The 25,284-nt window shown below is 43.8% G+C and carries 15 protein-coding genes and 1 pseudogene; 14 read left to right on the plus strand and 2 right to left on the minus strand.

What is annotated here, in order from left to right:
- Positions 1 to 76 precede the first annotated feature (76 nt).
- The 5 genes and pseudogenes from BHV72_RS04055 to BHV72_RS04075 all read left to right on the plus strand — a co-directional run bounded on the left by BHV72_RS04055 (position 77) and on the right by BHV72_RS04075 (position 6,260).
- Positions 77 to 819: pseudogene (locus BHV72_RS04055) on the plus strand (ParA family protein).
- Between the two features lie 14 nt (positions 820 to 833).
- A complete protein-coding gene (locus tag BHV72_RS04060) occupies positions 834 to 1,724 on the plus strand; it encodes a ParB/RepB/Spo0J family partition protein (protein ID WP_005677163.1) in 891 nt (296 codons plus the stop codon).
- Positions 1,725 to 2,612 carry a DUF5683 domain-containing protein gene (locus BHV72_RS04065; RefSeq protein ID WP_122134418.1) on the plus strand — a complete coding sequence of 296 codons (888 nt, stop codon included), beginning with the start codon at positions 1,725 to 1,727 and terminating at the stop codon, positions 2,610 to 2,612.
- A gap of 33 nt (positions 2,613 to 2,645) precedes the next feature.
- The gene (locus BHV72_RS04070) at positions 2,646 to 3,941 is read left to right on the plus strand and encodes a lytic transglycosylase domain-containing protein (protein ID WP_005677160.1); all 1,296 of its coding nucleotides are present in this window, start codon (positions 2,646 to 2,648) and stop codon (positions 3,939 to 3,941) included.
- Positions 3,942 to 4,013: 72 nt separating this feature from the next.
- On the plus strand, positions 4,014 to 6,260 hold the full coding sequence (locus tag BHV72_RS04075) for a RelA/SpoT family protein (RefSeq protein WP_005677159.1): 2,247 nt from the start codon (positions 4,014 to 4,016) through the stop codon (positions 6,258 to 6,260).
- 39 nt (positions 6,261 to 6,299) lie between these two features.
- Here the strand turns inward: BHV72_RS04075 and BHV72_RS04080 are convergent, their stop codons facing one another.
- Both BHV72_RS04080 and BHV72_RS04085 read right to left on the minus strand, forming a co-directional pair.
- Positions 6,300 to 6,644 (minus strand): MerR family transcriptional regulator, encoded by a 345-nt coding sequence (locus BHV72_RS04080; RefSeq protein ID WP_005677158.1) that lies wholly within the window; start codon positions 6,642 to 6,644, stop codon positions 6,300 to 6,302.
- Between the two features lie 24 nt (positions 6,645 to 6,668).
- Positions 6,669 to 7,637, minus strand: coding sequence for a M23 family metallopeptidase (locus BHV72_RS04085; protein ID WP_005677157.1), 969 nt, complete (start codon positions 7,635 to 7,637; stop codon positions 6,669 to 6,671).
- A 114-nt stretch (positions 7,638 to 7,751) separates the two neighbouring features.
- Between BHV72_RS04085 and alaS the strand changes: the two genes are divergently transcribed.
- The 9 genes from alaS to BHV72_RS04130 all read left to right on the plus strand — a co-directional run bounded on the left by alaS (position 7,752) and on the right by BHV72_RS04130 (position 25,221).
- The gene (alaS, locus tag BHV72_RS04090; protein WP_122294820.1) at positions 7,752 to 10,370 is read left to right on the plus strand and encodes an alanine--tRNA ligase; all 2,619 of its coding nucleotides are present in this window, start codon (positions 7,752 to 7,754) and stop codon (positions 10,368 to 10,370) included.
- Between the two features lie 320 nt (positions 10,371 to 10,690).
- Entirely contained in the window at positions 10,691 to 12,928 is a 2,238-nt protein-coding gene (locus BHV72_RS04095) for a GH92 family glycosyl hydrolase (RefSeq protein WP_122294818.1), read from the plus strand.
- Positions 12,929 to 12,956: 28 nt separating this feature from the next.
- On the plus strand, positions 12,957 to 13,511 hold the full coding sequence (locus tag BHV72_RS04100; RefSeq protein ID WP_022043010.1) for an RNA polymerase sigma-70 factor: 555 nt from the start codon (positions 12,957 to 12,959) through the stop codon (positions 13,509 to 13,511).
- Positions 13,512 to 13,547: 36 nt separating this feature from the next.
- A complete protein-coding gene (locus BHV72_RS04105) occupies positions 13,548 to 14,555 on the plus strand; it encodes a FecR family protein (RefSeq protein ID WP_182426348.1) in 1,008 nt (335 codons plus the stop codon).
- A 38-nt stretch (positions 14,556 to 14,593) separates the two neighbouring features.
- Positions 14,594 to 16,870, plus strand: a complete 2,277-nt coding sequence (locus tag BHV72_RS04110) for a GH92 family glycosyl hydrolase (RefSeq protein ID WP_122264611.1) — start codon at positions 14,594 to 14,596, stop codon at positions 16,868 to 16,870.
- A 35-nt stretch (positions 16,871 to 16,905) separates the two neighbouring features.
- The gene (locus BHV72_RS04115) at positions 16,906 to 19,176 is read left to right on the plus strand and encodes a GH92 family glycosyl hydrolase (protein ID WP_274666138.1); all 2,271 of its coding nucleotides are present in this window, start codon (positions 16,906 to 16,908) and stop codon (positions 19,174 to 19,176) included.
- A 173-nt stretch (positions 19,177 to 19,349) separates the two neighbouring features.
- Positions 19,350 to 19,784, plus strand: coding sequence for a DUF6078 family protein (locus BHV72_RS04120; RefSeq protein WP_005677148.1), 435 nt, complete (start codon positions 19,350 to 19,352; stop codon positions 19,782 to 19,784).
- Between the two features lie 305 nt (positions 19,785 to 20,089).
- Positions 20,090 to 23,476: a SusC/RagA family TonB-linked outer membrane protein gene (locus BHV72_RS04125; RefSeq protein ID WP_122294814.1), complete on the plus strand. Its 3,387-nt coding sequence runs from the start codon at positions 20,090 to 20,092 to the stop codon at positions 23,474 to 23,476.
- 20 nt (positions 23,477 to 23,496) lie between these two features.
- The gene (locus BHV72_RS04130) at positions 23,497 to 25,221 is read left to right on the plus strand and encodes a SusD/RagB family nutrient-binding outer membrane lipoprotein (RefSeq protein WP_022043005.1); all 1,725 of its coding nucleotides are present in this window, start codon (positions 23,497 to 23,499) and stop codon (positions 25,219 to 25,221) included.
- Positions 25,222 to 25,284: the final 63 nt, after the last annotated feature.

Consider the following 25,284-nt stretch of genomic DNA (forward strand, 5'->3'; position numbering starts at 1 on the left):
AATTGCAAAGTTTCTCTTTTTTCGTAGGCGCTCTAAGGATTTATCACTTATTTCGCTGCCAATAAATTTAGAGAATATGGGAAAAATTATTGCTTTGGCTAATCAAAAAGGTGGTGTAGGAAAAACAACGACTACGATCAATCTCGCAGCTTCGCTTGCTACACTCGAAAAAAAGGTACTCGTAGTAGACGCCGACCCGCAAGCTAATGCCTCCTCCGGTCTGGGAGTGGACATCAAGCAGTCGGAATGTACTATCTATGAATGTATCATTGACAGAGCCAACGTACAGGACGCTATCCATGACACCGAAATTGATTCTTTAAAAGTAATCTCTTCGCACATCAATCTTGTAGGAGCAGAGATTGAAATGCTGAACCTCCCAAACCGCGAAAAGATACTGAAAGAAGTACTTACTCCTTTGAAGAAAACTGTTCTCCTTCATTAGGACTTATTACAATCAATGCCCTGACGGCAGCCGATTCTGTGATTATCCCCGTGCAGGCCGAATATTTTGCTCTCGAAGGGATCAGCAAACTGCTGAACACAATCAAGATTATCAAGTCGAAATTGAATCCGGCATTGGAAATCGAAGGTTTCCTGCTGACGATGTACGATTCACGCCTGCGCCAGGCAAACCAAATCTACGATGAAGTAAAACGCCACTTCCAGGAACTGGTGTTCAACACCGTAATTCAACGAAATGTAAAACTGAGCGAGGCTCCCAGCTACGGTGTCCCGACTATTCTTTATGATGCGGACTCCACCGGTGCCAAGAACCACCTGGCTCTTGCTAAAGAGATTATTAACCGTAATAAATAAGTAACGAAGAAGATATGGCAACACAAAGAAGAAATGCATTAGGACGCGGACTTGACGCCTTGCTCTCAATGGATGATGTGAAAACCGAAGGTTCTTCTTCCATTAACGAAATAGAGTTAGCTAAGATTTCAGTCAACCCTAACCAGCCTCGCCGTGAGTTTGACGAAACGGCCTTGCAGGAACTGGCTGATTCAATAGCGGAAATAGGTATCATCCAACCGATCACTTTACGTAAGGTATCGGACAATGAATACCAAATTATCGCAGGTGAACGCCGCTACCGTGCTTCACAGAGAGCCGGATTAAAAACAATCCCTGCTTACATCCGCACAGCCGACGACGAAAACATGATGGAAATGGCGCTGATCGAGAATATCCAGCGTGAAGACCTGAATGCTGTAGAAATCGCATTGGCTTATCAACATCTGCTAGACCAATATGAACTGACCCAAGAACGCCTTAGCGAGCGTATCGGCAAGAACCGGACGACTATCGCCAATTACTTGCGTCTGCTCAAGCTACCCGCTCCTATCCAAATGGCGCTACAAAACAAGCAGTTAGACATGGGACATGCCCGTGCGTTGATTTCATTAGGCGACCCTAAACTACAAGTAAAAATATTCGAAGAAATACAAGAACACGGATATTCAGTCCGCAAAGTCGAAGAGATTGTAAAATCATTAAGTGAAGGTGAAGCTGTGAAAAGCGGTACGCGGAAAATAACTCCGAAACGTGCCAAACTTCCGGAAGAATTTAACTTACTGAAGCAACAACTTTCAGGCTTTTTCAGCACCAAGGTACAACTCACTTGCTCCGAAAAGGGGAAAGGGAAAATTAGTATTCCTTTCAGTAATGAGGAGGAACTGGAACGTATCATGGAAATCTTCGATACGCTAAAGAAATAAATGACAAGAAAAAACAAGAAATATCAGTTACTAATCAGCACCCTGCTTCTCTGTTTTTTACAGATGGCAGGGATTGATGTGTATGCACAAGCCCCTGTAACTCCAGTTCAGAAAGATACTACCATTACGCACCGAGAACCGCCAAAAGCCCGTGCACGAAGACATCGTGACCCTATGCAAGAGCAAGATTCATTGCGAAAAGACAGCATAATGTTACCACCTAAGCATCTTCAGTCTATTGACAGTTTATCGGCAGCTAAAATACAAGTAGCCGACAGCCTTGATGCAGCCAACAAAAAAGAACTGAAGAAGATAGAACAGCCGGCAGCCATTGTCGTGAATACCGATACGGTTCCGCCTCCATCCCAAGACATTAATAAAAAGATATTCGTACCTAATCCGACCAAAGCTACCTGGCTTGCCGTCGTATTCCCGGGTGGAGGACAGATTTACAACCGTAAATACTGGAAACTGCCTATTATATATGGAGGATTTGCCGGTTGTGCGTATGCCTTGAGTTGGAATGGCAAGATGTATAAAGACTATTCGCAAGCCTATCTGGACATTATGGACAGCAATCCAAACACTAAAAGTTATGAAGATCTGCTGCCCCCTAATTCCTCTTACAACGAGGAACAATTAAAAAGTACGTTAAAACGAAGAAAGGATATGTTCCGGCGTTACCGGGACCTTAGTATATTTGCATTTATCGGAGTTTACCTCATCTCTATCATTGACGCTTATGTAGATGCCGAGTTGTCCAACTTCGATATAACCCCCGACCTAAGTATGAAAGTGGAACCGGCAGTTATCGACAATAACAACCAGTTCCGTTCAAATAGTTTGAAAAGCAAATCGGTCGGCTTGCAATGCGTATTACGATTTTAAAAACACAATTTAGATTGATCTTATTATTGAAGCATGAAGAAATTAGTTAACTATTGTTCGATTATTCTTCTTTTACTATTGGCAACATCCCAAGTAAAAGCCCAAAGTGTAGATGTGGTGATTCGTGAAAATGGTACAGAACGTAAGGAAAGCATCGACCTGCCTATGAGTATGACTTATCCGCTCGACAGTTTGCTGAACGATTGGAAAGCCAAAAATTACATTGATCTGGGCAAAGATTGCAGCACGGCTGAAGTAAATCCTTTATTCAGTGATTCTGTTTACATGGACCGCCTCTCACGCATCCCGGCTATTATGGAAATGCCATACAACGACATTGTACGCAAATTCATAGATATGTATGCAGGACGCCTACGTAATCAAGTTTCTTTTATGCTGAGCGCCTGCAACTTCTATATGCCGATTTTCGAAGAAGCATTGGATGCATACGGACTTCCATTGGAACTTAAATATCTTCCTATCATTGAATCAGCTTTGAACCCTTCCGCCGTATCACGTGCCGGCGCATCAGGCTTGTGGCAATTCATGATCGGCACAGGTAAAATCTACGGTCTGGAGTCCAACAGTTTGGTAGATGAACGCCGTGACCCGATCAAAGCAACATGGGCTGCCGCACGTTATCTGAAAGAGATGTACGCCATTTACGGCGACTGGAACCTTGTAATTGCCGCCTACAACTGTGGTCCCGGCACAATCAACAAAGCAATCCGTCGCGCCAACGGTGAAACGGATTACTGGAAAATCTACAATTTATTACCCAAAGAAACACGTGGTTATGTACCTGCCTTTATTGCAGCCAACTATGTGATGACCTATTACTGCGACCACAATATTTGTCCAATGGAAACTAATATTCCGGCAAGCACAGACACTGTGCAAGTGAACAAGAACCTGCATTTCGAACAGATTGCCGATCTTTGTAATGTGCCATTGGATCAAATAAAGAGTTTGAATCCACAGTACAAGAAACAAGTTATCCCGGGTGACAGCAAGCCTTATACCCTGCGGTTGCCGATCGAAGCAATCAGCAATTTCATCGACAAACAAGATACAATCTATGCACATCGCTCGAATGAATTGTTCCGTAACCGAAAAACTGTTGCCGTAAAAGAGAATACACCTAGTACCCGCAAAGCTACAACAGCCGTTGCTGGAAAAGGAAAACTGTCTTACTACACAATAAAAAGTGGAGACACTCTGTCGACTATTGCCGGAAAATATGGTGTCAGTGTTAAGGATATACAGCGATGGAACGGAATGTCAAACACCAAGATTGCAGCAGGAAAACGATTGAAAATATACAAATAAACGGTATCCCGCTTGCACCGTTCGGAAATTTGCTTATTTTTGCAAAAGTAAGCAAGTGAAAGGATAACAATTATGGATAATCTGACCCCCAAAGAAATAGCTGATGAAGAGATGATCAATCAGGCGTTCCACGAACTGCTGAATGATTATCTCGCTACAAAACATCGCAAACGTGTTGAAATCATTACGAAGGCTTTCAACTTTGCCAATCAGGCGCACAAAGGAATCAAACGCCGTTCGGGCGAACCATATATTATGCACCCGATTGCTGTGGCGAGTATCGTATGCAACGAAATCGGTCTCGGATCGACTTCTATTTGTGCAGCGTTACTGCATGATGTAGTGGAAGACACCGATTATACGGTAGAAGATATCGAAAACATCTTTGGTCCAAAGATTGCCCAAATTGTAGATGGACTTACTAAAATATCCGGAGGTATCTTTGGCGACCGTGCCTCGGCACAAGCAGAGAATTTCAAAAAGTTACTGCTTACCATGTCGAACGATATCCGGGTGATCCTTATCAAAATAGCCGACCGCCTGCACAATATGCGTACCCTTGGTTCCATGTTGCCCAACAAGCAATACAAGATAGCCGGCGAAACTCTTTATATCTACGCTCCCCTTGCCAACCGTCTGGGGCTTTATAAAATAAAGACCGAACTCGAAAATCTAAGTTTCAAATACGAACATCCCGAAGAATATGCCGAGATAGAAGAAAAGTTGAATGCGACAGCAGCCGAACGCGACAAGGTATTCAACGATTTCACAGCTCCTATCCGTACACAACTCGATAAAATGGGATTGAAATACCGGATTCTCGCCCGCGTAAAATCAATCTACTCAATCTGGAACAAGATGCAGACCAAGCACGTTCCTTTCGAAGAAATCTACGACTTACTGGCCGTCCGTATTATTTTTGAGCCTCGCAACATAGAGGAGGAACTCAACGACTGTTTCGATATCTACGTCTCTATCTCCAAAATATACAAGCCTCATCCTGACCGCCTCCGTGACTGGGTAAGTCATCCGAAGGCAAATGGTTATCAGGCGTTGCACGTTACCCTGATGGGGAACAACGGGCAATGGATTGAAGTTCAGATTCGCAGCGAACGAATGAACGACGTTGCCGAACAAGGCTTCGCAGCTCACTGGAAATATAAAGAGGGAGGCGGCAGTGAGGACGAAGGCGAATTAGAGAAATGGCTGAAAACGATCAAGGAAATACTGGATGATCCGCAACCGGACGCTATCGACTTTCTGGATACAATAAAACTGAACCTCTTTGCTTCCGAAATATTTGTGTTTACACCGAAAGGGGAGTTAAAGACAATGCCGCAAAATTCAACAGCACTGGACTTTGCTTTCTCACTGCACACTGATATCGGCAGCCATTGTATCGGCGCCAAAGTCAATCATAAACTCGTACCACTAAGTCACAAGTTACAAAGTGGCGACCAGGTGGAGATTCTGACATCTAAATCGCAACGTGTACAACCGCAATGGGAGGTGTTTGCAACAACCGCCCGTGCCCGTGCCAAAATAGCCGCTATTCTGCGCAAAGAACGCAAAGTAAACCAAAAGCTTGGTGAAGAAATCCTTAGCGAATTTCTCAAAAAAGAGGAAATCCGTCCGGAAGATTCCGTGATTGAAAAATTGCGTAAATTGCATAATGCCAAAAACGAAGAGGAACTGCTGGCAGCTATCGGCAGCAAGGTTATCATTTTGGGAGAAGTGGACAAGAACGAACTGAAAGAAAAACAAACCAGCAACTGGAAGAAATACCTCACTTTCTCTTTCGGCAATACCAATAAAGAAAAGCCGGAAGAAAAAGAGCAACCTCAAGAGAAAGAAAAAATTAACCCGAAACAAATACTCAAACTGACGGAAGAAAGCCTTCAAAAGAAGTATATCATGGCAGAATGTTGTCATCCCATTCCGGGTGATGATGTTTTGGGATATGTCGATGAGAACGACCGGATTATTATCCACAAACGCCAATGTCCGGTTGCAGCCAAGCTGAAAAGCAGTTACGGTAACCGTATTCTGGCTACCGAATGGGATACCCACAAAGAACTCTCCTTCCTCGTCTATATATATATAAAAGGAATAGACAGTATGGGGCTTTTAAATGAAGTAACCCAAGTTATCTCCCGGCAACTGAATGTCAACATCCGCAAATTGACAATCGAAACCAACGATGGCATCTTCGAAGGAAAGATACAATTGTGGGTACATGATGTGGAAGACGTAAAGACAATCTGTAACAACCTGAAGAAGATTCAGAATATCAAGCAGGTAAACCGCGTAGAAGAATAGTCATCGAATTAAAATGTTTGCAAGTAGGGGCGAGAAAATTTACTCCCGCCCGTCGAGTTCCCGTTTGATTGCCAGCAACTCATCCTTTATCGCTTTGAGTCTGTTCACAATCTCATAATTGCGGACAGTAGCTTCTTTATTATCTTTCAACCGCTGTCTGGCACCCGGAAGGGTCATTCCTTTTTCCTTAACCAAATGATAAATTAGTCCGATCGTCTCCACATCTTCTTTGCGATACTGGCGTATCCCTCTTCCCGTTGTTTTGGGAGAGATCTGTGGAAACTCCTTTTCCCAGAAACGGAGCAAAGACTGATTGACACCAAACATATCGGCCACTTCACCTATTGAATAATACAGCTTTAATTCCTTATCCGTATTGAGCATAGCATTCTTTTGTTTCTTTAAAATTTAATCGAACACCTTACCATGGTTGGCAGCTAACTGTATCATCTTCTCATAATCTTCTGCACTCAGATCCATGAAATAATAGTTTACAGGATTCACCACCTGACCTTTCACGTGCACTTCATAATGAAGATGCGGTCCGGTACTCTTTCCCGTACTCCCCACCTTTCCGATAACTTCACCACGTACAACCCTCTTACCCACTTTCGTATTGAAACCTTGCAAGTGAGCATAGCGCGTCATATATCCAAAGCCATGATCTATCTCAATCGTATTACCGTATCCGGTTTCCCATCCCACTTTCACGACAGTTCCATCTCCGGTAGCATATACATCTGTCCCCGGATGAGCCGAAAAGTCCATACCGGAATGAAACTTCGTCGTTCCATAAATCGGATCGATACGCGTTCCATAACCGGAAGCGGTCTGACGAAGGTCTTTATTGGAAATAGGCTGAATGGCCGGAATACATTTCAACATCTCGTCATGGTTCTTGCACATATCCACCACATCATCAAAAGATTTGGATTGAATATACAGTCGTTTGGACAATACATCCAACTTTTGAGTGGTATTTACGACAAGCTTGGCATTGGCCAAGTCCATAAGTTCTTCATAACGGTTCGTACCTCCGTATCCTGCCTGACGAATAGCCGGAGAAACCGGGTCAGCTTGCAGAATCACGCGGTACAAGTTATCATCACGCTGCTGAATATCCTGAAGTACCCCCATGGCGTCATCCAAACGGCGGGAAAGTACATTATATTGCGCCTGTAAACGACTGTTTTCTATTCGCAATTCCTTTTCTGACGGTGAACCGAAGATAAAGAGCAACACGATGAAACAGCCTGCTCCCAGCCCCATACCGTAAAAGAGTCTGCGCAGGATACTGAGCGCACGCTGCCGTACAGTAGGATAAATTCGGTCATAAGTCTGGGTCTGTGGATTATAGATATAGTATACTTTGCGCATCTTTTTGGAAATATTTCGCTTGTTAATACGGCAAAAGTAATAAAAACAAGCTATCTTTGCACAGTTTTTTGAGAATATTAACCTCAACACCTCAACGATAGATATATAGAAGATATGTTGACTGCAAAAGAAATCAGAGATTCATTCAAGAATTTCTTTGAGTCGAAAGGACACCACATCGTTCCGTCGGCTCCCATGGTGATAAAAGACGACCCTACCCTGATGTTTACCAACGCGGGTATGAACCAGTTTAAAGATATTATTTTGGGTAACCACCCGGCGAAATACCAAAGAGTCGCGGACTCTCAGAAATGTCTGCGCGTAAGCGGAAAGCACAATGACCTGGAAGAAGTCGGACACGATACGTACCACCACACCATGTTTGAAATGCTCGGCAACTGGTCCTTCGGTGATTACTTCAAAAAAGAAGCAATCAACTGGGCATGGGAATACCTGGTAGAAGTACTGAAACTGAATCCGGAACATCTCTATGCCACTGTATTTGAAGGAAGCCCCGAAGAAGGACTGAGCCGTGACGACGAAGCCGCTTCTTACTGGGAGCAATTCCTACCGAAAGATCATATCATCAATGGCAACAAACACGATAACTTCTGGGAAATGGGTGATACAGGACCTTGCGGACCCTGTTCCGAAATTCATATCGACCTCCGTCCTGCTGAAGAACGTGCAAAAATCTCCGGTCGTGATCTAGTCAACCACGATCACCCGCAGGTAATTGAAATCTGGAACCTTGTATTTATGCAATATAACCGCAAAGCAGACAGTAGCCTCGAACCGCTTCCGGCAAAAGTAATTGACACCGGTATGGGATTTGAGCGTCTCTGTATGGCACTGCAAGGCAAAACGTCCAACTATGATACGGACGTATTCCAACCGATGCTGAAAGCGATTGCTGTCATGTCAGGCACAGAATACGGAAAAGACAAACAGCAGGACATCGCTATGCGCGTGATCGCCGACCATATCCGCACCATCGCTTTCTCTATCACAGACGGTCAATTGCCCTCTAACGCAAAAGCGGGTTATGTAATTCGCCGTATCCTCCGCCGTGCTGTTCGTTACGGATATACTTTCCTCGGACAAAAACAAGCATTCATGTACAAGTTGCTTCCGGTATTGATTGATAACATGGGAGACGCTTATCCTGAATTGATAGCACAGAAAACCCTGATCGAGAAAGTTATCAAAGAAGAAGAAGAAGCATTCCTCCGCACACTGGAAACCGGAATCCGTCTGTTGGACAAGACAATGGAAGATACCAAGGCTGCCGGAAAAATAGAAATCAGCGGCAAAGATGCCTTCACCTTATATGATACATTCGGTTTCCCGCTCGACCTGACAGAGCTGATTCTCCGCGAAAACGGAATGACTGTAAACCTCGAAGAATTCAACGCGGAAATGCAACAGCAGAAACAGCGTGCACGTAACGCTGCCGCTATCGAGACAGGCGACTGGATTACACTGAAAGAAGGAACAACGGAATTTGTAGGTTACGATTATACCGAATATGAAGCCTCTATCCTCCGTTATCGCCAGATCAAACAAAAGAACCAGACTTTGTATCAAATCGTATTGGACTACACTCCGTTCTATGCAGAAAGTGGTGGCCAGGTAGGTGACACGGGTGTATTGGTCAGCGAATTTGAAACAATTGAAGTAATCGACACCAAGAAAGAAAACAATCTTCCGATACATATTACCAAAAAGTTACCGGAACACCCGGAAGCTCCGTTCATGGCTTGTGTAAATACCGACAAACGCGCTGCCTGTGCAGCCAACCACTCGGCCACTCACTTGCTAGACGCTGCTCTCCGCGAAGTATTGGGCGAACACATCGAACAAAAGGGTTCATTGGTCACTCCGGACTCACTGCGTTTCGACTTCTCTCACTTCCAGAAGGTGACAGACGAAGAAATCCGCCAGGTGGAACACATCGTTAATGCAAGAATCCGTGCCAATATTCCTTTGAAGGAATATCGTAACATTCCTATCGAAGAAGCAAAAGAGCTGGGTGCTATCGCTCTTTTCGGCGAAAAATACGGTGACAGAGTACGTGTGATTCAATTCGGTTCTTCTATTGAGTTTTGTGGAGGTACACACGTAGCCGCAACAGGAAACATCGGCATGGTGAAGATTGTCTCAGAAAGTTCCGTTGCTGCCGGTGTCCGTCGTATCGAAGCTTACACAGGTGCACGTGTAGAAGAAATGTTGGATACTATCCAGGATACGCTCAGCGATCTGAAGGCACTCTTCAACAACACTCCTGACTTGGGAATTGCTATCCGCAAATATCTTGAAGAGAATGCCGGTTTGAAGAAACAAGTGGAAGATTTCATGAAAGAAAAAGAAGCGGCCTTGAAAGAAAGACTGTTGAAGAATATACAGGAAATTCATGGCATCAAAGTAATCAAGTTCTGTGCTCCTCTACCCGCAGAAGTGGTGAAGAATATTGCTTTCCAGCTTCGTGGCGAAATTACAGAAAACTTATTCTTCGTAGCCGGAAGTACGGATGCAGGCAAACCGATGTTGACAGTTATGATTAGCGATAACCTCGTAGCCGGTGGTCTGAAAGCAGGTAATCTGGTGAAAGAAGCTGCCAAACTGATTCAAGGTGGCGGCGGCGGCCAGCCTCACTTTGCAACAGCCGGAGGCAAAAACGCTGACGGGTTACCGACAGCAGTTGAAAAAGTACTCGAACTTGCAGGAATCTAAGAGTAAGTAAATAAATAAAATAAATAGAGTGTGTCTTAAGGTAGGAATTACTGTGAGACACACTCTATTTTTTATATCCAAATCCGGACGCAGAGAAGGTTTGAATCAAGATACCAAGGGCTCGGTCTCCGACACCAGTGAGGGACATCTCCGATATCGGGAAGCACAAACACAATTATAAAGTCTATCTTCCTCACTTTAAAAATATTGCGTATATAATATAGGGTTGTCACAGTTTTTTTCTACCTTTGCACGCAGATTAATTATTTTTCTTATCCTTCAAATAAATAAAATAAATAATCACTAATACCCAAAGAACGATGAGAACACCCACTTGTCTATGCCTGCTGTTAATCTGCATGCTGATTTCTTGTACCCCTACACAAGAGAAACATGAAATAGATTACACATCTTATGTAAATCCATTTATAGGAACAGACTTCACCGGAAACACTTATCCGGGCACACAAGCGCCATTTGGAATGGTACAACTTAGTCCGGATAACGGACTCCCCGGCTGGGACCGCATCTCCGGATATTTTTACCCGGACAGTACGATTGCCGGATTCAGCCACACGCACCTCTCCGGTACCGGAGCTGGAGATCTGTATGATATCTCTTTTATGCCTGTCACGCTGCCTTACAAAGAAGCAGAAGCTCCACTGGGCATTCACTCCAAGTTCTCCCACGATGACGAAAGCGCCTATGCAGGCTATTATCAGGTACGCCTGACCGATTATAATATCAACGTCGAATTGACGGCAACCGAACGCTGCGGTATCCAACGGTATACCTTTCCCGAAGCTCAATCCGCTATCTTCCTGAACTTGAAGAAAGCGATGAATTGGGACTTTACCAACGACTCTCACATTGAGGTGATAGACTCCGTCACCATCCAAGGTTACCGTTTCTCTGACGGCTGGGCACGAGATCAGCACATCTACTTCCGTACCCGCTTCTCCAAGCCTTTCGAGAAAATAGAACTGGATACAATGGCTATTGTCAAAGAGAACAAACGTATCGGCACAGCTACTATCGCACGCTTCGACTTCAACACTCAAGAAGGCGAGCATATACTTGTCAGCACAGCCATTTCCGGTGTCAGCATGGAAGGAGCTGCCAAGAACCTGCAAGCTGAAGTCCCCGAAAACAACTTCGACAAATATCTGGCTGCAACCAAAGCTAACTGGAACCGCCAACTCGGAAAGATTGAAGTAAAAAGTGACAACGAAGATGATAAAGTGAACTTCTACACAGCTATCTATCATTCAATGATCGCCCCGACAATTTATAGTGATGTGGACGGAGCTTATTACGGTCCCGACAAGAAAGTACACCAAGCCGACGGTTGGGTAAATTACAGCACTTTCTCCTTATGGGACACGTACCGTGCCGCTCACCCGCTTTTTACCTACACCGAACCGGAGCGTGTCAACGATATGGTAAAATCCTTCATCGCTTTCTACGAACAGAACGGACGTCTGCCGGTATGGAACTTCTACGGCAGCGAAACGGACATGATGATCGGTTACCACGCTGTTCCGGTGATTGCAGACGCTTATCTGAAAGGAATCGGAGACTTTGATGCGGAAAAGGCACTGGCTGCCTGCGTAGCAACTGCCAACCTGGACAATTACCGGGGCATCGGGCTCTACAAAAAATTAGGATATATACCTTATAACGTGACGGATAGCTATAACGCAGAAAACTGGTCGTTATCCAAAACACTGGAATATGCTTTCGATGACTACTGCATCGCCGAAATGGCACAGAAAATGGGCAAGAAAGATATTGCAGACGAATTCTATAAACGTTCGCAAAACTACAAGAATGTCTATAACCCGGCCACTTCATTCATGCAACCGCGTGATGACAAAGGCGTCTTTATCAAAGATTTCAAAGCAGACGACTATACTCCGCATATTTGCGAAAGCAACGGATGGCAATATTTCTGGTCTGTACAGCATGATGTTGACGGACTGGTCAATCTCGTAGGAGGCAAAAACCGGTTTGCGGAAAAGCTGGATAGTATGTTTACCTATCATCCGTCCGAAGATGACGAGCTCCCACTTTTCAGCACAGGAATGATCGGTCAATACGCGCACGGCAACGAACCGAGCCACCACGTTATCTACCTGTTCAATTCGATAGGATTCAATGACCGGACTCAATATTACGTGGCAAAAGTAATGAATGAGCTCTACAAGAACGAACCGGCCGGCCTTTGCGGCAACGAAGACTGCGGACAGATGTCGGCATGGTACGTATTCAGTGCTATGGGATTCTATCCTGTAAATCCGGTCAGCGGAAGATATGAAATAGGCACTCCCCTATTTCCGGAAATCAAGCTGCATCTCGCCAATGGCAAGACTTTTACAGTACTCGCTCCGAACGTAAACAAAGAAAATATCTATATCCAGTCAATCAAAGTGGACGGCCAACCTTACGATAAGACTTATCTCACCCATGAACAGATCATGAGCGGAGCTACTGTGGAATTCGAAATGAGTAACACCCCTAAAGCAATAGGCGTCATATTCGAAGAAAAGAATCCATAAATAAAACCAAACTTAACTGACCGAGAGCATGAACGAAAACTTCGATATTACTTATAAAGCACTGTTCCGCAGATACTATCCCAACCTGATTTTCTACGCCACCCGTCTGGTAGGTGAGGAAGAAGCGGAGGACGTAGTGCAGGATGTATTTGTAGAATTATGGAAGCGGAAAGACACCATAGAGATAGGAGATCAGATCCAAGCCTTTCTCTATCGTGCCGTTTACACCCGTGCTCTCAACGTCCTGAAACATCGCAATGTGGAAGACGGCTACTGCGCCGCCATGGAAGAAATCAACCAAAGGCGTGCCGAATTCTATCAACCGGACAACAACGAAGTGATCCGGAGGATTGAAGACCGGGAACTACGGAAAGAAATCTACGATGCAATCAACGAACTTCCGGACAAGTGCAAAGAAGTTTTCAAACTCAGCTATCTGCATGATATGAAAAACAAAGAGATAGCCGATGTCCTCGGGGTTTCACTACGCACGGTAGAAGCACATATGTACAAGGCACTGAAGTACTTACGCAGTCGTCTAGATCCTCTTTGGATCATTATAGTCTTATTTTTGTGCAAGTAAGCTAAGTGTTTTTAGGTTCTGAATTGTATTATTTATATGAAGGAAAAGAAAATGAGAAATCTAAGTGAAGACATAATGAATAAATATTTGACTGGGCAATGCTCGGAAGAAGAAATCATCGAAGTAAATGCTTGGATGAAAGAATCGGAAGAAAATGCCCGTCAACTCTTTCGCATGGAAGAAATTTATCATTTGGGTAAATTCGACCGATATGCCGACGAACAACGGATAGCTCATGCTGAAAAGCTGTTATACAAAAAGTTGGATGAAGCAAAAGGGAAACAGGCCAAACTGCTGCGTATGCATCGTTGGATGAGATATGCTGCCGTTATTGCCGTCATTCTTCTTATGGGAGGCGGAACCGGGTACTGGTTCTATCATAACGGGGCAGACCAGCAATTAATGGTCGCCGTTGCCAACGAAGGTATCGTAAAGGAAGTGGTTCTACCGGACGGTACCAGAGTCTGGCTGAACAACCTTGCGACCTTAAAGTATCCACGCGAGTTTTCTGAAAAAGAACGTAATGTCTATCTGGAAGGAGAAGCCTATTTTGAGGTAACAAAGAACCGTCATAAACCATTTACCGTACAAAGCGACGCTATGCGTGTACGTGTATTGGGAACCACATTCAACTTTAAATCCGATAAGAATTGCCGGGTAGCGGAAGCAACACTGATTGAAGGTGAAATTGAAGTGAAAGGCAATAAGGAGGAAGGGCAGATTATTCTCGCCCCCGGCCAACGTGCCGAGTTAAACAAAAAAAGTGGACGGTTGACTGTGAAACAGGTGGATGCTAAGTTGGACGCCGTATGGCACGACAACCTGATTCCATTCCAAAAGGCCGATATCTTTACCATTACGAAAGCACTGGAACGTTTTTATGACGTGAAGATTATCCTGTCACCGGACATCCGGGCGGATAAGACTTACTCCGGTGTACTGAGAAGAAAGTCGACGATCGATTCTGTGCTAACGTCATTACAAAACTCTATACCTATTGATTATAAAATTGTAGGAAGCAATATCTTTATTTCCCCGAAATAAAGGGATTGCTTTCGGCAAAACTAAAAGCTATTACTACCATGAAACTAAAAACATTCCTGATAGTAGGATGTTTAGGAGGATTCTTCGCACTCAACTCCTGTACAGCTCCCACTAATGAGAAAGATTATAGCGTTTTTGTCAATCCCTTTATCGGTACCGGCGGACACGGGCATACGTTTCCCGGAGCAGTAGTTCCGCACGGAATGATCCAGCCAAGCCCGGATACCCGGATTGATGGCTGGGACGCCTGTTCAGGCTATTATTATGAAGACTCTACCATTAACGGATTCTCACACACGCACGTCAGTGGCACAGGATGTTGTGACTACGGCGACGTACTACTCATGCCGACTGTCGGCGAACAGCGATATCAGACCACTGATCCGCAAAGTCAGCAATTAGCATATTCCTCCGCCTTCTCGCACGAGAATGAAACGGCAGAACCGGGATATTATTCCGTTTTTCTGGACACTTATCAGGTAAAAGCCGAGATATCGGCTACCAAACGTGGCGCTATCCATCGCTACACCTTCCCCGAAAGTTCCGAAGCCGGATTTATTCTTGACTTGGATTACAGCCTGCAACGGCAGACTAATTCCGACATGGGGATCGAGGTTATCAGCGACACGGAAATCTGCGGACATAAGAAAACAACTTATTGGGCTTTCGACCAATATATTAATTTCTATGCCAAGTTCTCCAAGCCGTTCTCTTATACGTTGGTGACCGATTCTATCACTATGGATAACGGCAAGCGGCTTCCTGTCTGCAAAGTTTTATTACACTTTAATACCACCAAAGATGAACAAGTACTGGTTAAAGTAGGTGTATCTGCCGTCGACATAGCCGGTGCACGCAAGAATGTAGAATCGGAGATACCCGGCTGGGATTTCGATAAAGTGCGCAAGAATGCACGCTCCGCTTGGAATCAGTATCTGTCAAAGATAGATATTACGACTCCCGACAAGGACGACAAAACGATCTTCTACACCGCTCTATATCATACGGCTATCAGTCCGAACCTGTTCACGGACGCAGATGGACGTTACCTGGGAATGGATCTCGAAGTACATCAGGGAGATACAATCAATCCCCTGTATACTGTATTCTCTTTATGGGACACCTTCCGTGCACTGCATCCGTTAATGACAATTATCGACCCGGATCTGAACAATCAGTTTATCAATTCGCTCATCAAAAAACATCAGGAAGGCGGAATATACCCGATGTGGGATCTGGGCTCCAACTATACCGGTACTATGATTGGTTATCATGCCGTTCCGGTCATCGTGGATGCATATATGAAAGGTTACCGTAATTTTGATGCCAAAGAAGCATACAAAGCATCTCTGCGCGCTGCGGAATATGACACTACCGGTATTAAATGCCCGGCCCTGGTGTTACCCCACCTTATGCCGAAAGCCAAATATTACAAGAACGCAATCGGCTACATTCCTTGCGACCGTGAAAATGAATCGGTAGCCAAAGCGTTGGAATATGCATACGACGACTGGTGTATTTCTATCTTCGCTGAAGCAATGAGCGACTTTGAAACAAAAGCCAAATACGAACGTTTTGCCAAAGCCTACGAGTTTTATTTCGACAAATCTACCCGCTTCATGCGCGGACTGGATTCAAAAGGTGAATGGCGTACCCCGTTCAACCCACGTGCCTCTACTCACCGCAGCGATGATTATTGCGAAGGAACAGCTTGGCAATGGACTTGGTTTGTACCTCACGATGTAGATGGATTGGTTAATCTAATGGGAGGTGAAGACGCTTTTGTACAAAAACTCGACTCACTGTTTACGGCAGATTCATCACTCGAAGGAGAAATGATTTCGTCAGACATCAGCGGCCTTATCGGACAATATGCGCACGGCAATGAACCGAGTCATCACGTCATTCACCTGTACAACTACGTCAACCGCCCGTGGAGAACACAGGAACTGGTAGACAGTGTTTATCAAAGCCAATATGCCAACAGTACAGACGGACTGTCAGGTAATGAAGACTGCGGACAAATGTCTGCCTGGTATATACTCAATTCTATGGGATTCTATCAGGTATGTCCCGGCAAACCGATATATTCTATCGGACGTCCCGCCTTCGACAAGGCAGTTATTAATCTGCCCGAAGAAAAGACATTCAGTATCGTAGTAAAAAACAACGAAAAGAAGAACAAATACATTGAAAGCGTAACACTGAACGGCCAACCGTTGAATACCCCATTCTTCCATCATCAGGATATTGCAAACGGAGGAACAATGGAAATCAAAATGACCGCCCAACCCACGAAATGGGGAGTGAGATAATACGTTTGATTGCTTACTATTAAAACATATACGCCATGAAAAGACTATTAATAATAATTTGTGTACTTGCTTACACATTCTTTGCCAAAGCCAAAGACCGGACACAGTATGTCAACCCGCTAATGGGTTCCCAGTCTACTTTCGAATTATCAACAGGTAATACTTATCCGGCCATTGCCCGTCCCTGGGGGATGAACTTCTGGACTCCGCAGACAGGAAAAATGGGTGACGGCTGGCAATACACTTATACCGCTAACAAGATTCGCGGTTTCAAGCAGACGCATCAACCCAGTCCGTGGATTAACGACTACGGACAGTTCTCTATCATGCCCGTAGTAGGCAAACCGGAGTTTAACGAAGAAAAGCGCGCAAGCTGGTTTGCCCACAAAGGGGAGATCGCCACTCCTTATTATTATAAAGTATATCTCGCCGAACATGATGTCGTGACGGAAATGGCCCCGACGGAACGCGCTGTCCTTTTCCGCTTCACTTTCCCGGAAAATGAACATTCTTATATCGTAGTGGACGCTTTCGACAAAGGCTCGTATGTCAAAGTGATTCCGGAGGAAAACAAGATTATCGGCTATACCACCCGCAATAGCGGAGGAGTTCCCGAAAACTTCAAGAATTACTTTATCATCGAGTTCGACAAGCCTTTCACATACAAAGCAACAGTAGCCAATGGCAATCTTCAAGAAAACGTTACCGAACAAACAACTGACCACGCCGGAGCTATTATCGGTTTCCGGACACATAAGGGCGAACAGGTGCACGCAAGGATTGCTTCTTCTTTTATCAGCTTCGAACAGGCGGCTGTCAACATGAAAGAACTGGGCAAGGACAATATCGAGCAAGTAGCCAAGAAAGGAAAAGAAGCATGGAACCAGGTATTAGGAAAAATTGAAGTGGAAGGCGGCAATCTGGATCAATATCGTACATTCTATTCCTGTTTATACCGTTCACTCCTGTTCCCGCGCAAGTTCTACGAACTGGACGCGAACGGCCGGCCGATTCATTACAGTCCATATAACGGACAAGTATTGCCGGGATATATGTATACCGACACAGGTTTTTGGGATACGTTCCGATGTCTGTTCCCGTTACTGAATCTGATGTATCCTTCGGTTAACAAGGAGATGCAGGAAGGGCTTATCAATACATATAAAGAAAGCGGGTTCTTCCCCGAATGGGCAAGTCCGGGACACAGAGGATGTATGGTAGGTAATAATTCTGCTTCTGTTCTGGTAGATGCTTACATGAAAGGCGTGAAAGTGGACGATATAAAAACGCTGTATGAAGGATTGCTGCATGGAACAGAGAATGTACATCCTGAAGTATCTTCAACAGGACGCTTGGGACATGAATATTATAACAAGCTGGGATATGTACCATACGATGTGAAAATCAACGAGAATGCAGCACGTACACTGGAATATGCATACGACGACTGGTGTATCTACAAACTGGCTAAAGAACTGAAACGCCCGAAAAAAGAGATCAATCTTTTTGCAAAGCGTGCCATGAATTACAAAAATCTCTTCGACAAGGAGTCTAAATTAATGCGCGGACGCAATGAAGACGGTACATTCCAGTCACCATTCTCTCCATTGAAATGGGGCGATGCCTTTACAGAAGGAAATAGCTGGCACTACACCTGGTCTGTGTTCCATGATCCGCAAGGGCTAATCGACTTAATGGGCGGAAAAGAGATGTTCGTCACTATGATGGACTCCGTTTTTGCCGTACCTCCCGTATTCGATGACAGTTACTATGGACAGGTGATTCATGAAATTCGCGAAATGACCGTTATGAATATGGGTAATTATGCACACGGCAATCAGCCTATCCAGCACATGATTTATTTATATGATTATGCGGGCCAGCCCTGGAAAGCCCAGTACTGGTTGCGCCAAGTCATGGACAGAATGTACACTCCGGGGCCTGACGGTTATTGCGGCGACGAAGACAACGGACAAACTTCCGCCTGGTATGTATTCTCTGCATTAGGTTTCTATCCTGTTTGTCCGGGAACGGATGAATATATCGTAGGCGCTCCTTTATTCAAGAAAGCCACACTTCATTTTGAGAATGGCAACAGTTTGGTGATTGATGCCCCGAACAACAGTAAAAAGAACTTCTATGTCAATTCGATGAACGTAAACGGCACTGACTATACTAAAAATTATCTTCGCCACGAAGAATTATTCAAAGGTGGTATTATCAAAGTAGATATGAGTAATCAACCGAATATGAACAGAGGTACGAAAGAAGAAGATATGCCTTATTCTTTCTCTAAAGAGCAATAATCCTTTATTCAATAGTGTGCCGCTATTTCAATTGCTGTCCTTCAGTTCACTTCTGAAAGCGGCTATTCATTGAGATTTCGACTAAAAGTAGTAGCCTGAAAGTAAACTTCTTTGCTTTCAGGCTATTTTTCAATAAGTTTTCACTACTTTTGCTCAACAAACATCTACAAATCATGGAAGAAAAAATTGACTTTGCAAAAGTCCCTTATCAATATTCGATGTGCCTTAACCGACAATGCCCCCAAGCAGGTACCTGCCTAAGACAACTTACAGAACAAAGCGTACCGGAAAACATAGAACACTGGATTATCATCAGTCCCAAATATCTGTCTACCGTGAAAGGCGGCTGTCCCCATTACCGTTCCAGTACAAAAGTACGATACGCCCAAGGATTCATCGGAATCTTAGAGAATCTACCTTATAAACAAATGCAAACCGTTATCCTGCACCTAATGAACTATTTAGGACGCAGAACCTACTATCGTGCCCGTAAAGGCGAACGTTTACTCTCTCCTTCCGAACAACAGCATATACTGAATATCCTCAGAAACTGCGGAGTTACCACCACACAAGAATTTGATGCATACGTTGAAGACTATGACTGGTAATCCGGTCTCTCAATTGACATAACTGCAACACAGCATTGGCACAACTGTGCCACGGGCTTGTCACAACAATGACACCGTGGTGGCACAACTGTGCCAAGCCCATGTCACAACTCTTAAATGAGAAGCACTGCAATGATAGTACAAAGGGATTTACACACGAAATCATAATACTCTTAATTATATAAAGAAAAAAAGATAAATTAGACTAAGTGTTTATTGCGTTAGCATTGTTTTATTTATAAAAGAAGAAAATAAGACTTCTTTTATTAGTTCAATAATTTTTATACAACCATTAAATTAAATGTATGGAAAGCAATCATTCTATTCAAAAGTCGAACTTACTTCGAGCTTTATTGGTTTTAATTTTCATGGCAATCCCATTACAATGGGCTACCGCACAGTTGACATTATCAACTACACGCACAAACTTAGGAACTGTTATTAAACAGATACAGTCCCAGTCTAAGTATCAATTCTTTTATAACGACAAGTTATCTGCCACCCAAGTAGAGGCAGTGAATGTAAAAGACGCTTCTTTAGAACAAGTCCTCAACTCTCTTCTGAGCGGAACAAGCATTTCGTACAAGGTAGAAGACAATATTGTATACCTGTCAGAAAAAAATGCACAACAAACCAACCAACAACAAGTTGGCCAGGAACACACGATTACCGGACAAGTCATCGATACTAAAGGAGAAATGCTGATTGGTGTCAGTATCCTGCAAAAAGGAACAAGTAATGGTACCATTACAGACATGGATGGCAATTATACCCTCAAGGTCAGCGGTGAACAGCCTGTATTGGTATTTTCCTATATAGGATATAAGACATTAGAGATTCCGGGCAACAAACCGACTCTCAATGTCACGATGTCGGACGATACTCAAGTTATCGATGAAGTCGTCGTTACCGCATTAGGTATCAAACGCGAAAAGAAAATGCTGGGATATGCAGTTCAGGAAATAAAAAGCGACCAGCTGAACAAGACCGGAGATCCTTCTGTGACAAGCGCTTTGCAAGGAAAAGTGGCAGGTCTTCAGATGAATACGGCAGGTACAGGTTTGGGAGGTTCCACCAAGATTACGATTCGTGGTAATTCCTCCTTATCAGACAATAACCAACCTTTATGGATTATCGATGGTGTGCCTTTCAGCGACAACAATAGTTCTGACGCTTCTTACTATGGCGGTGTAGACCGTGGCGGTGCCTCTGTCGACATTAATCCCGATGACATCGAAACCATTTCTGTACTGAAAGGTCCGAATGCTGCCGCTCTCTACGGTTCACGTGCCGGTAATGGTGTCATCCTGATAACAACCAAAAAAGGTTCAAAAAAAGAAGGATTCGGTGTTCGTTATAGCGGGAACTTCACATGGAGCACAGTAGCTGAAACACTGAAAATGCAGGAACGCTACGGTCAAGGAACAGACGGTGTTTACAATAAGGCTGCGAGCAGTAGTTGGGGTAGCGAATTGGATGGACACATGGTAGAAGCCTGGAACGGAGAACAACGTGCTTATTCTAAGTATGGAAACAAACTGGAAGATTATTTCAACACCGGTTTTGCCCACAACCATAATGTGTCTATCAGTAATGTAACCGACAAGTCTCATTTCCGTGCATCTTTCGGCAGTTCTAACAATAAAGGTTTATTCCCGAACGAGAAATTGGATAAGATAAATATTGACCTGAACGCCGGTACAGAAATGAACAAATATCTCTCTATGGAAGGAAAAGTCTCCTTATCACGAACCAAGGCAGAAGATCGTCCCTATTTCGGAAGTTATGGAGTTATTGCACAGTTAATCGGTATTCCGCACAACGTGTCTTTGGATGATTTAAAGAATTATTCAACAGAAAACTCCGCACACGTGAATTGGGCAGGCCCGAACCCCGGATTGGAAAATCCATATTACGTACAAGACCAGCGCCATAATTCTGACGAACGTTGGAGAGCTTTCGGATACTACAACGCAAAAATCAACTTTACCGACTGGTTACACTTTAGCGCCAAATATGCATTCGACTATTACCGTACACGTGTTCAAAGCACCGACTTATCGAACGGTATCGGTAAAACTATCGAAAACATTACCGATGACCGTATGAGCCGCAGTGAGGAAAACTTCTTTGAGTCAAATGCAGAATTTATCCTTGCCGGAGACAACCGTATCGGAGAAAATTTCCGTATCGGCTACACAGTAGGTGCCAACTTCATGTATCAGAAATTTGAGACCTTGTCGGCTGAAACAAAAGACATGGTAAACAAGAACCAATGGATATTCAATGCCGCAAACATTCTGAACAGTGCTGCTGAAGATGGACACGAACGCGCTACCAACTCTGTATTTGCATCTGCACAACTTGCATGGAAAGAGTATTTGTCAATGGACTTGACTGCACGTAACGACTGGTCGTCCACATTACCCTCCAGCAACCGTTCATTCTTCTATCCATCTGCAAACTTAAGTTTCATCATAACAGATTTTCTTCGTTCATTAGACAAGACATTACCTTCATGGCTCACATTTGCCAAAGTTCGCCTATCTGCCGCACAAGTAGGTAAAGATACAGAACCATACAACCTGTATAATACATTGAGCTATGCATTCAGCAACGGAGTGCTCAATATCACAAAATCTGATATTAAAAAGAATGACCAGTTGAAGCCGGAGATTTCCTCCTCGTATGAAGCCGGTTTGGATATGAAATTCCTCAATAATCGTCTGGGATTCGACTTCACTTATTACAACAGCCGTACCAAGAACCAGATCATGAAAGTCCCTGCACCGGCTCCTTGGAGTGGTGGTAAAATGATTAACTCCGGTTTAATTGTCAACCAAGGATTCGAATTCATGCTATATTCTACTCCTGTACAAACGAAAGATTTCACGTTCGATTTGAATATCAACTTATCCAGGAATGTATCTAAAGTAAAAGAACTGGCAGATGGCGTTGATTATCTCTTCTTCAATGGAGATGCAAATTTCCCAATCAATGTCGGTACACGCGTAGGACACCGCTTGGGTGAAATTTATGCCAAAAACCTGTACAAGCGTGATGAAAACGGTAATATGATAGTTAATAAACAAGGCCGTCCGACCAAGGTCTCCGGTGAAGACGCTTTCCAATACACATTGGATCATCCGATCGGTAATATTGAACCGGACTTATTAATGTCCGTTTCTCCATCATTCACCTACAAAGGATTTACTCTTTCTGCATTGTTCGATATGAAATTTGGTGGTGACATTGTTTCTGTATCCGAGGCAATGGCAACCAGCACAGGATTGGCAGCACGCACCGCTAATCGTGGTAATGCAGAGAATGGCTGGAAAATCGTTGCTCCGGGTGTGACCGCCGACGGTACTGTAAACTCAACAGCTATGAACGCTCAAAGGTATTACACATCAATGAGTGGTATGGCCGAAGAATTCGTATACGATGCTTCATTCATCAAATTGAAAGAATTGTCATTAGGTTATTCTTTCCCGAAATCCATACTGAAGAAGACTCCTTTAACTTCACTGAACGTAGCATTCGTTGCCCGTAACTTGGCTTACCTGATGAAACATACACCGGGAACAAGTCCCGAAGGAGGTTATGACACAAGTATGTTCTCTCAAGCTATCGATTATATGTCTGTTCCTTACACACGTACATTCGGTCTTTCTATTAATCTTGGTTTCTAATCTAAACATAAAAAGAAGTTATGAAATTCTATTATAAAACACTTGCATTCGCATCTCTACTTGCTCTAGCAGCTTGCTCAGATTTTGATGAAATGAACACCAACCCGTACGAACCTCCTTATTCACCGGGTACTTCTAATACCGATGTAAGTCCTGAAGGCATTGATATTGATTATGAACTGCCTGAAGCTGATATAAAAGCATTAAAAGAAGCAGAAACTTCAATTGGTAGTTTGTTCCGTAATCTAACGAATGAGGGACCTTACAATGATTATCAGGTAACCACCAACTTAACTCATGACATTTATGCCGGCTATATGGCAAATACATCTGCCGGTTTCCATGAAAAAGCCTGCACATACGTATATACTGACGACTGGTCCAAAAACAGATGGGATCATTTCTATAATGACCGTACTGCAAACGAATATGCACAAATTATCAAAGTCTGTCATTTCGTCAATAAAGACAAATACTGGAACGAGTTCTACGTAACCCGTATTTATTATGCATTCCTCATTTCTATGCAGACAGATACATACGGTGATATTCCATTGTCGTACTACATAAAAGGAATGTTACCCCCGACACAGTATATTTCATATACCAGCCAAAAGGATGTGTACGATGCTATGTTCAAACTGCTGGATGAAGCTATCACCAACATCAAACCCGACAAAGGTTTGAACTGGGGAGAAGGAAAAGGAAGTAATGACCGTTGCTATGGAGGCGACATCAACAAATGGTTACGCTTTGCCAATACTTTACGTTTGCGTCTGGCGCTTCGTATTTCAAATGTCGATCCGGATCGTGCCCAAGAAGAAGGGAAAAAAGCAATCGAGAGTACTTATGGTTTGATGCAAAGCAATGCAGACAACATGAGAACTGTACCGAAAGTTGCCCCTATCGACAAAGGTGGTGAAGGAGGCGGCGGATCTGAAAATATCCATGCGCTGATATTCGGTTGGGGAGCGCAAATGGTTATGTCGAAAGATTTGGAAAAGGCCTATAAAAATGAATCTGAAGTATTAGATCCCCGATGCGAAATACTGTGGTGGCGCCCAAGTCCATTTTCAGATCTTAAGGAAGCCAAAGAAAGCAATAAGGACTTTGCCGGATGTCCGATTGGCAATATGGATGTACAAGGAGAGGACGCGACAAAAAGTTACTCTCCTGTAAGATGTAATAAACTGATAAGTTCGGATCATAATAATTTAGATGATAACTATTGGTTTAGCGAAGCTCGCGAACTGGTTTGGATGAGCTATGCGGAGAGTCGGTTCATGTTGGCAGAAGCTGCTCTCAGAAATTGGACGACAGGCTCAGTTGAGCAATATTATATTGACGGAATTAGAGCGTCCATGGATTACTATAATATTGATGAGGCTAAAAAACAAGCCTATATTGACGGATTGAAGAACAAACAAGATGTATCCGGAAGTGACAAGGAGAAAGCCTTGAAAGAGATCATCACCCAAAAATGGATTTCGATCTTCCCGAACGGCAATGAAGGTTGGGCAGAATTCCGCCGTACAGATTATCCTGAATTGCTGAATATCGAAGAAAACAACTCGGACGGTGACGTGCCTGAAGGTAAGTTCATCAAACGGATCAAATACCCGCAAAGTGAATCCTTTAACCCCAACCGGCCGATGGGCGACAACCAAGGAACGAAAATCTGGTGGGATGTGGCAGATACAAATAATGACAATGGTCAACGTGTACAGCCAAACAACTTCCGATAATCAGTCACTAACAAAGTGCTAAAACTCTTTGTGCCAAAGCCTGAAAAAATCTAATGACAGGAA

It is taken from the genome of Bacteroides sp. 43_46 (genome assembly GCF_001915455.1).
In the GTDB taxonomy this organism is placed as follows: domain Bacteria; phylum Bacteroidota; class Bacteroidia; order Bacteroidales; family Bacteroidaceae; genus Bacteroides; species Bacteroides caccae.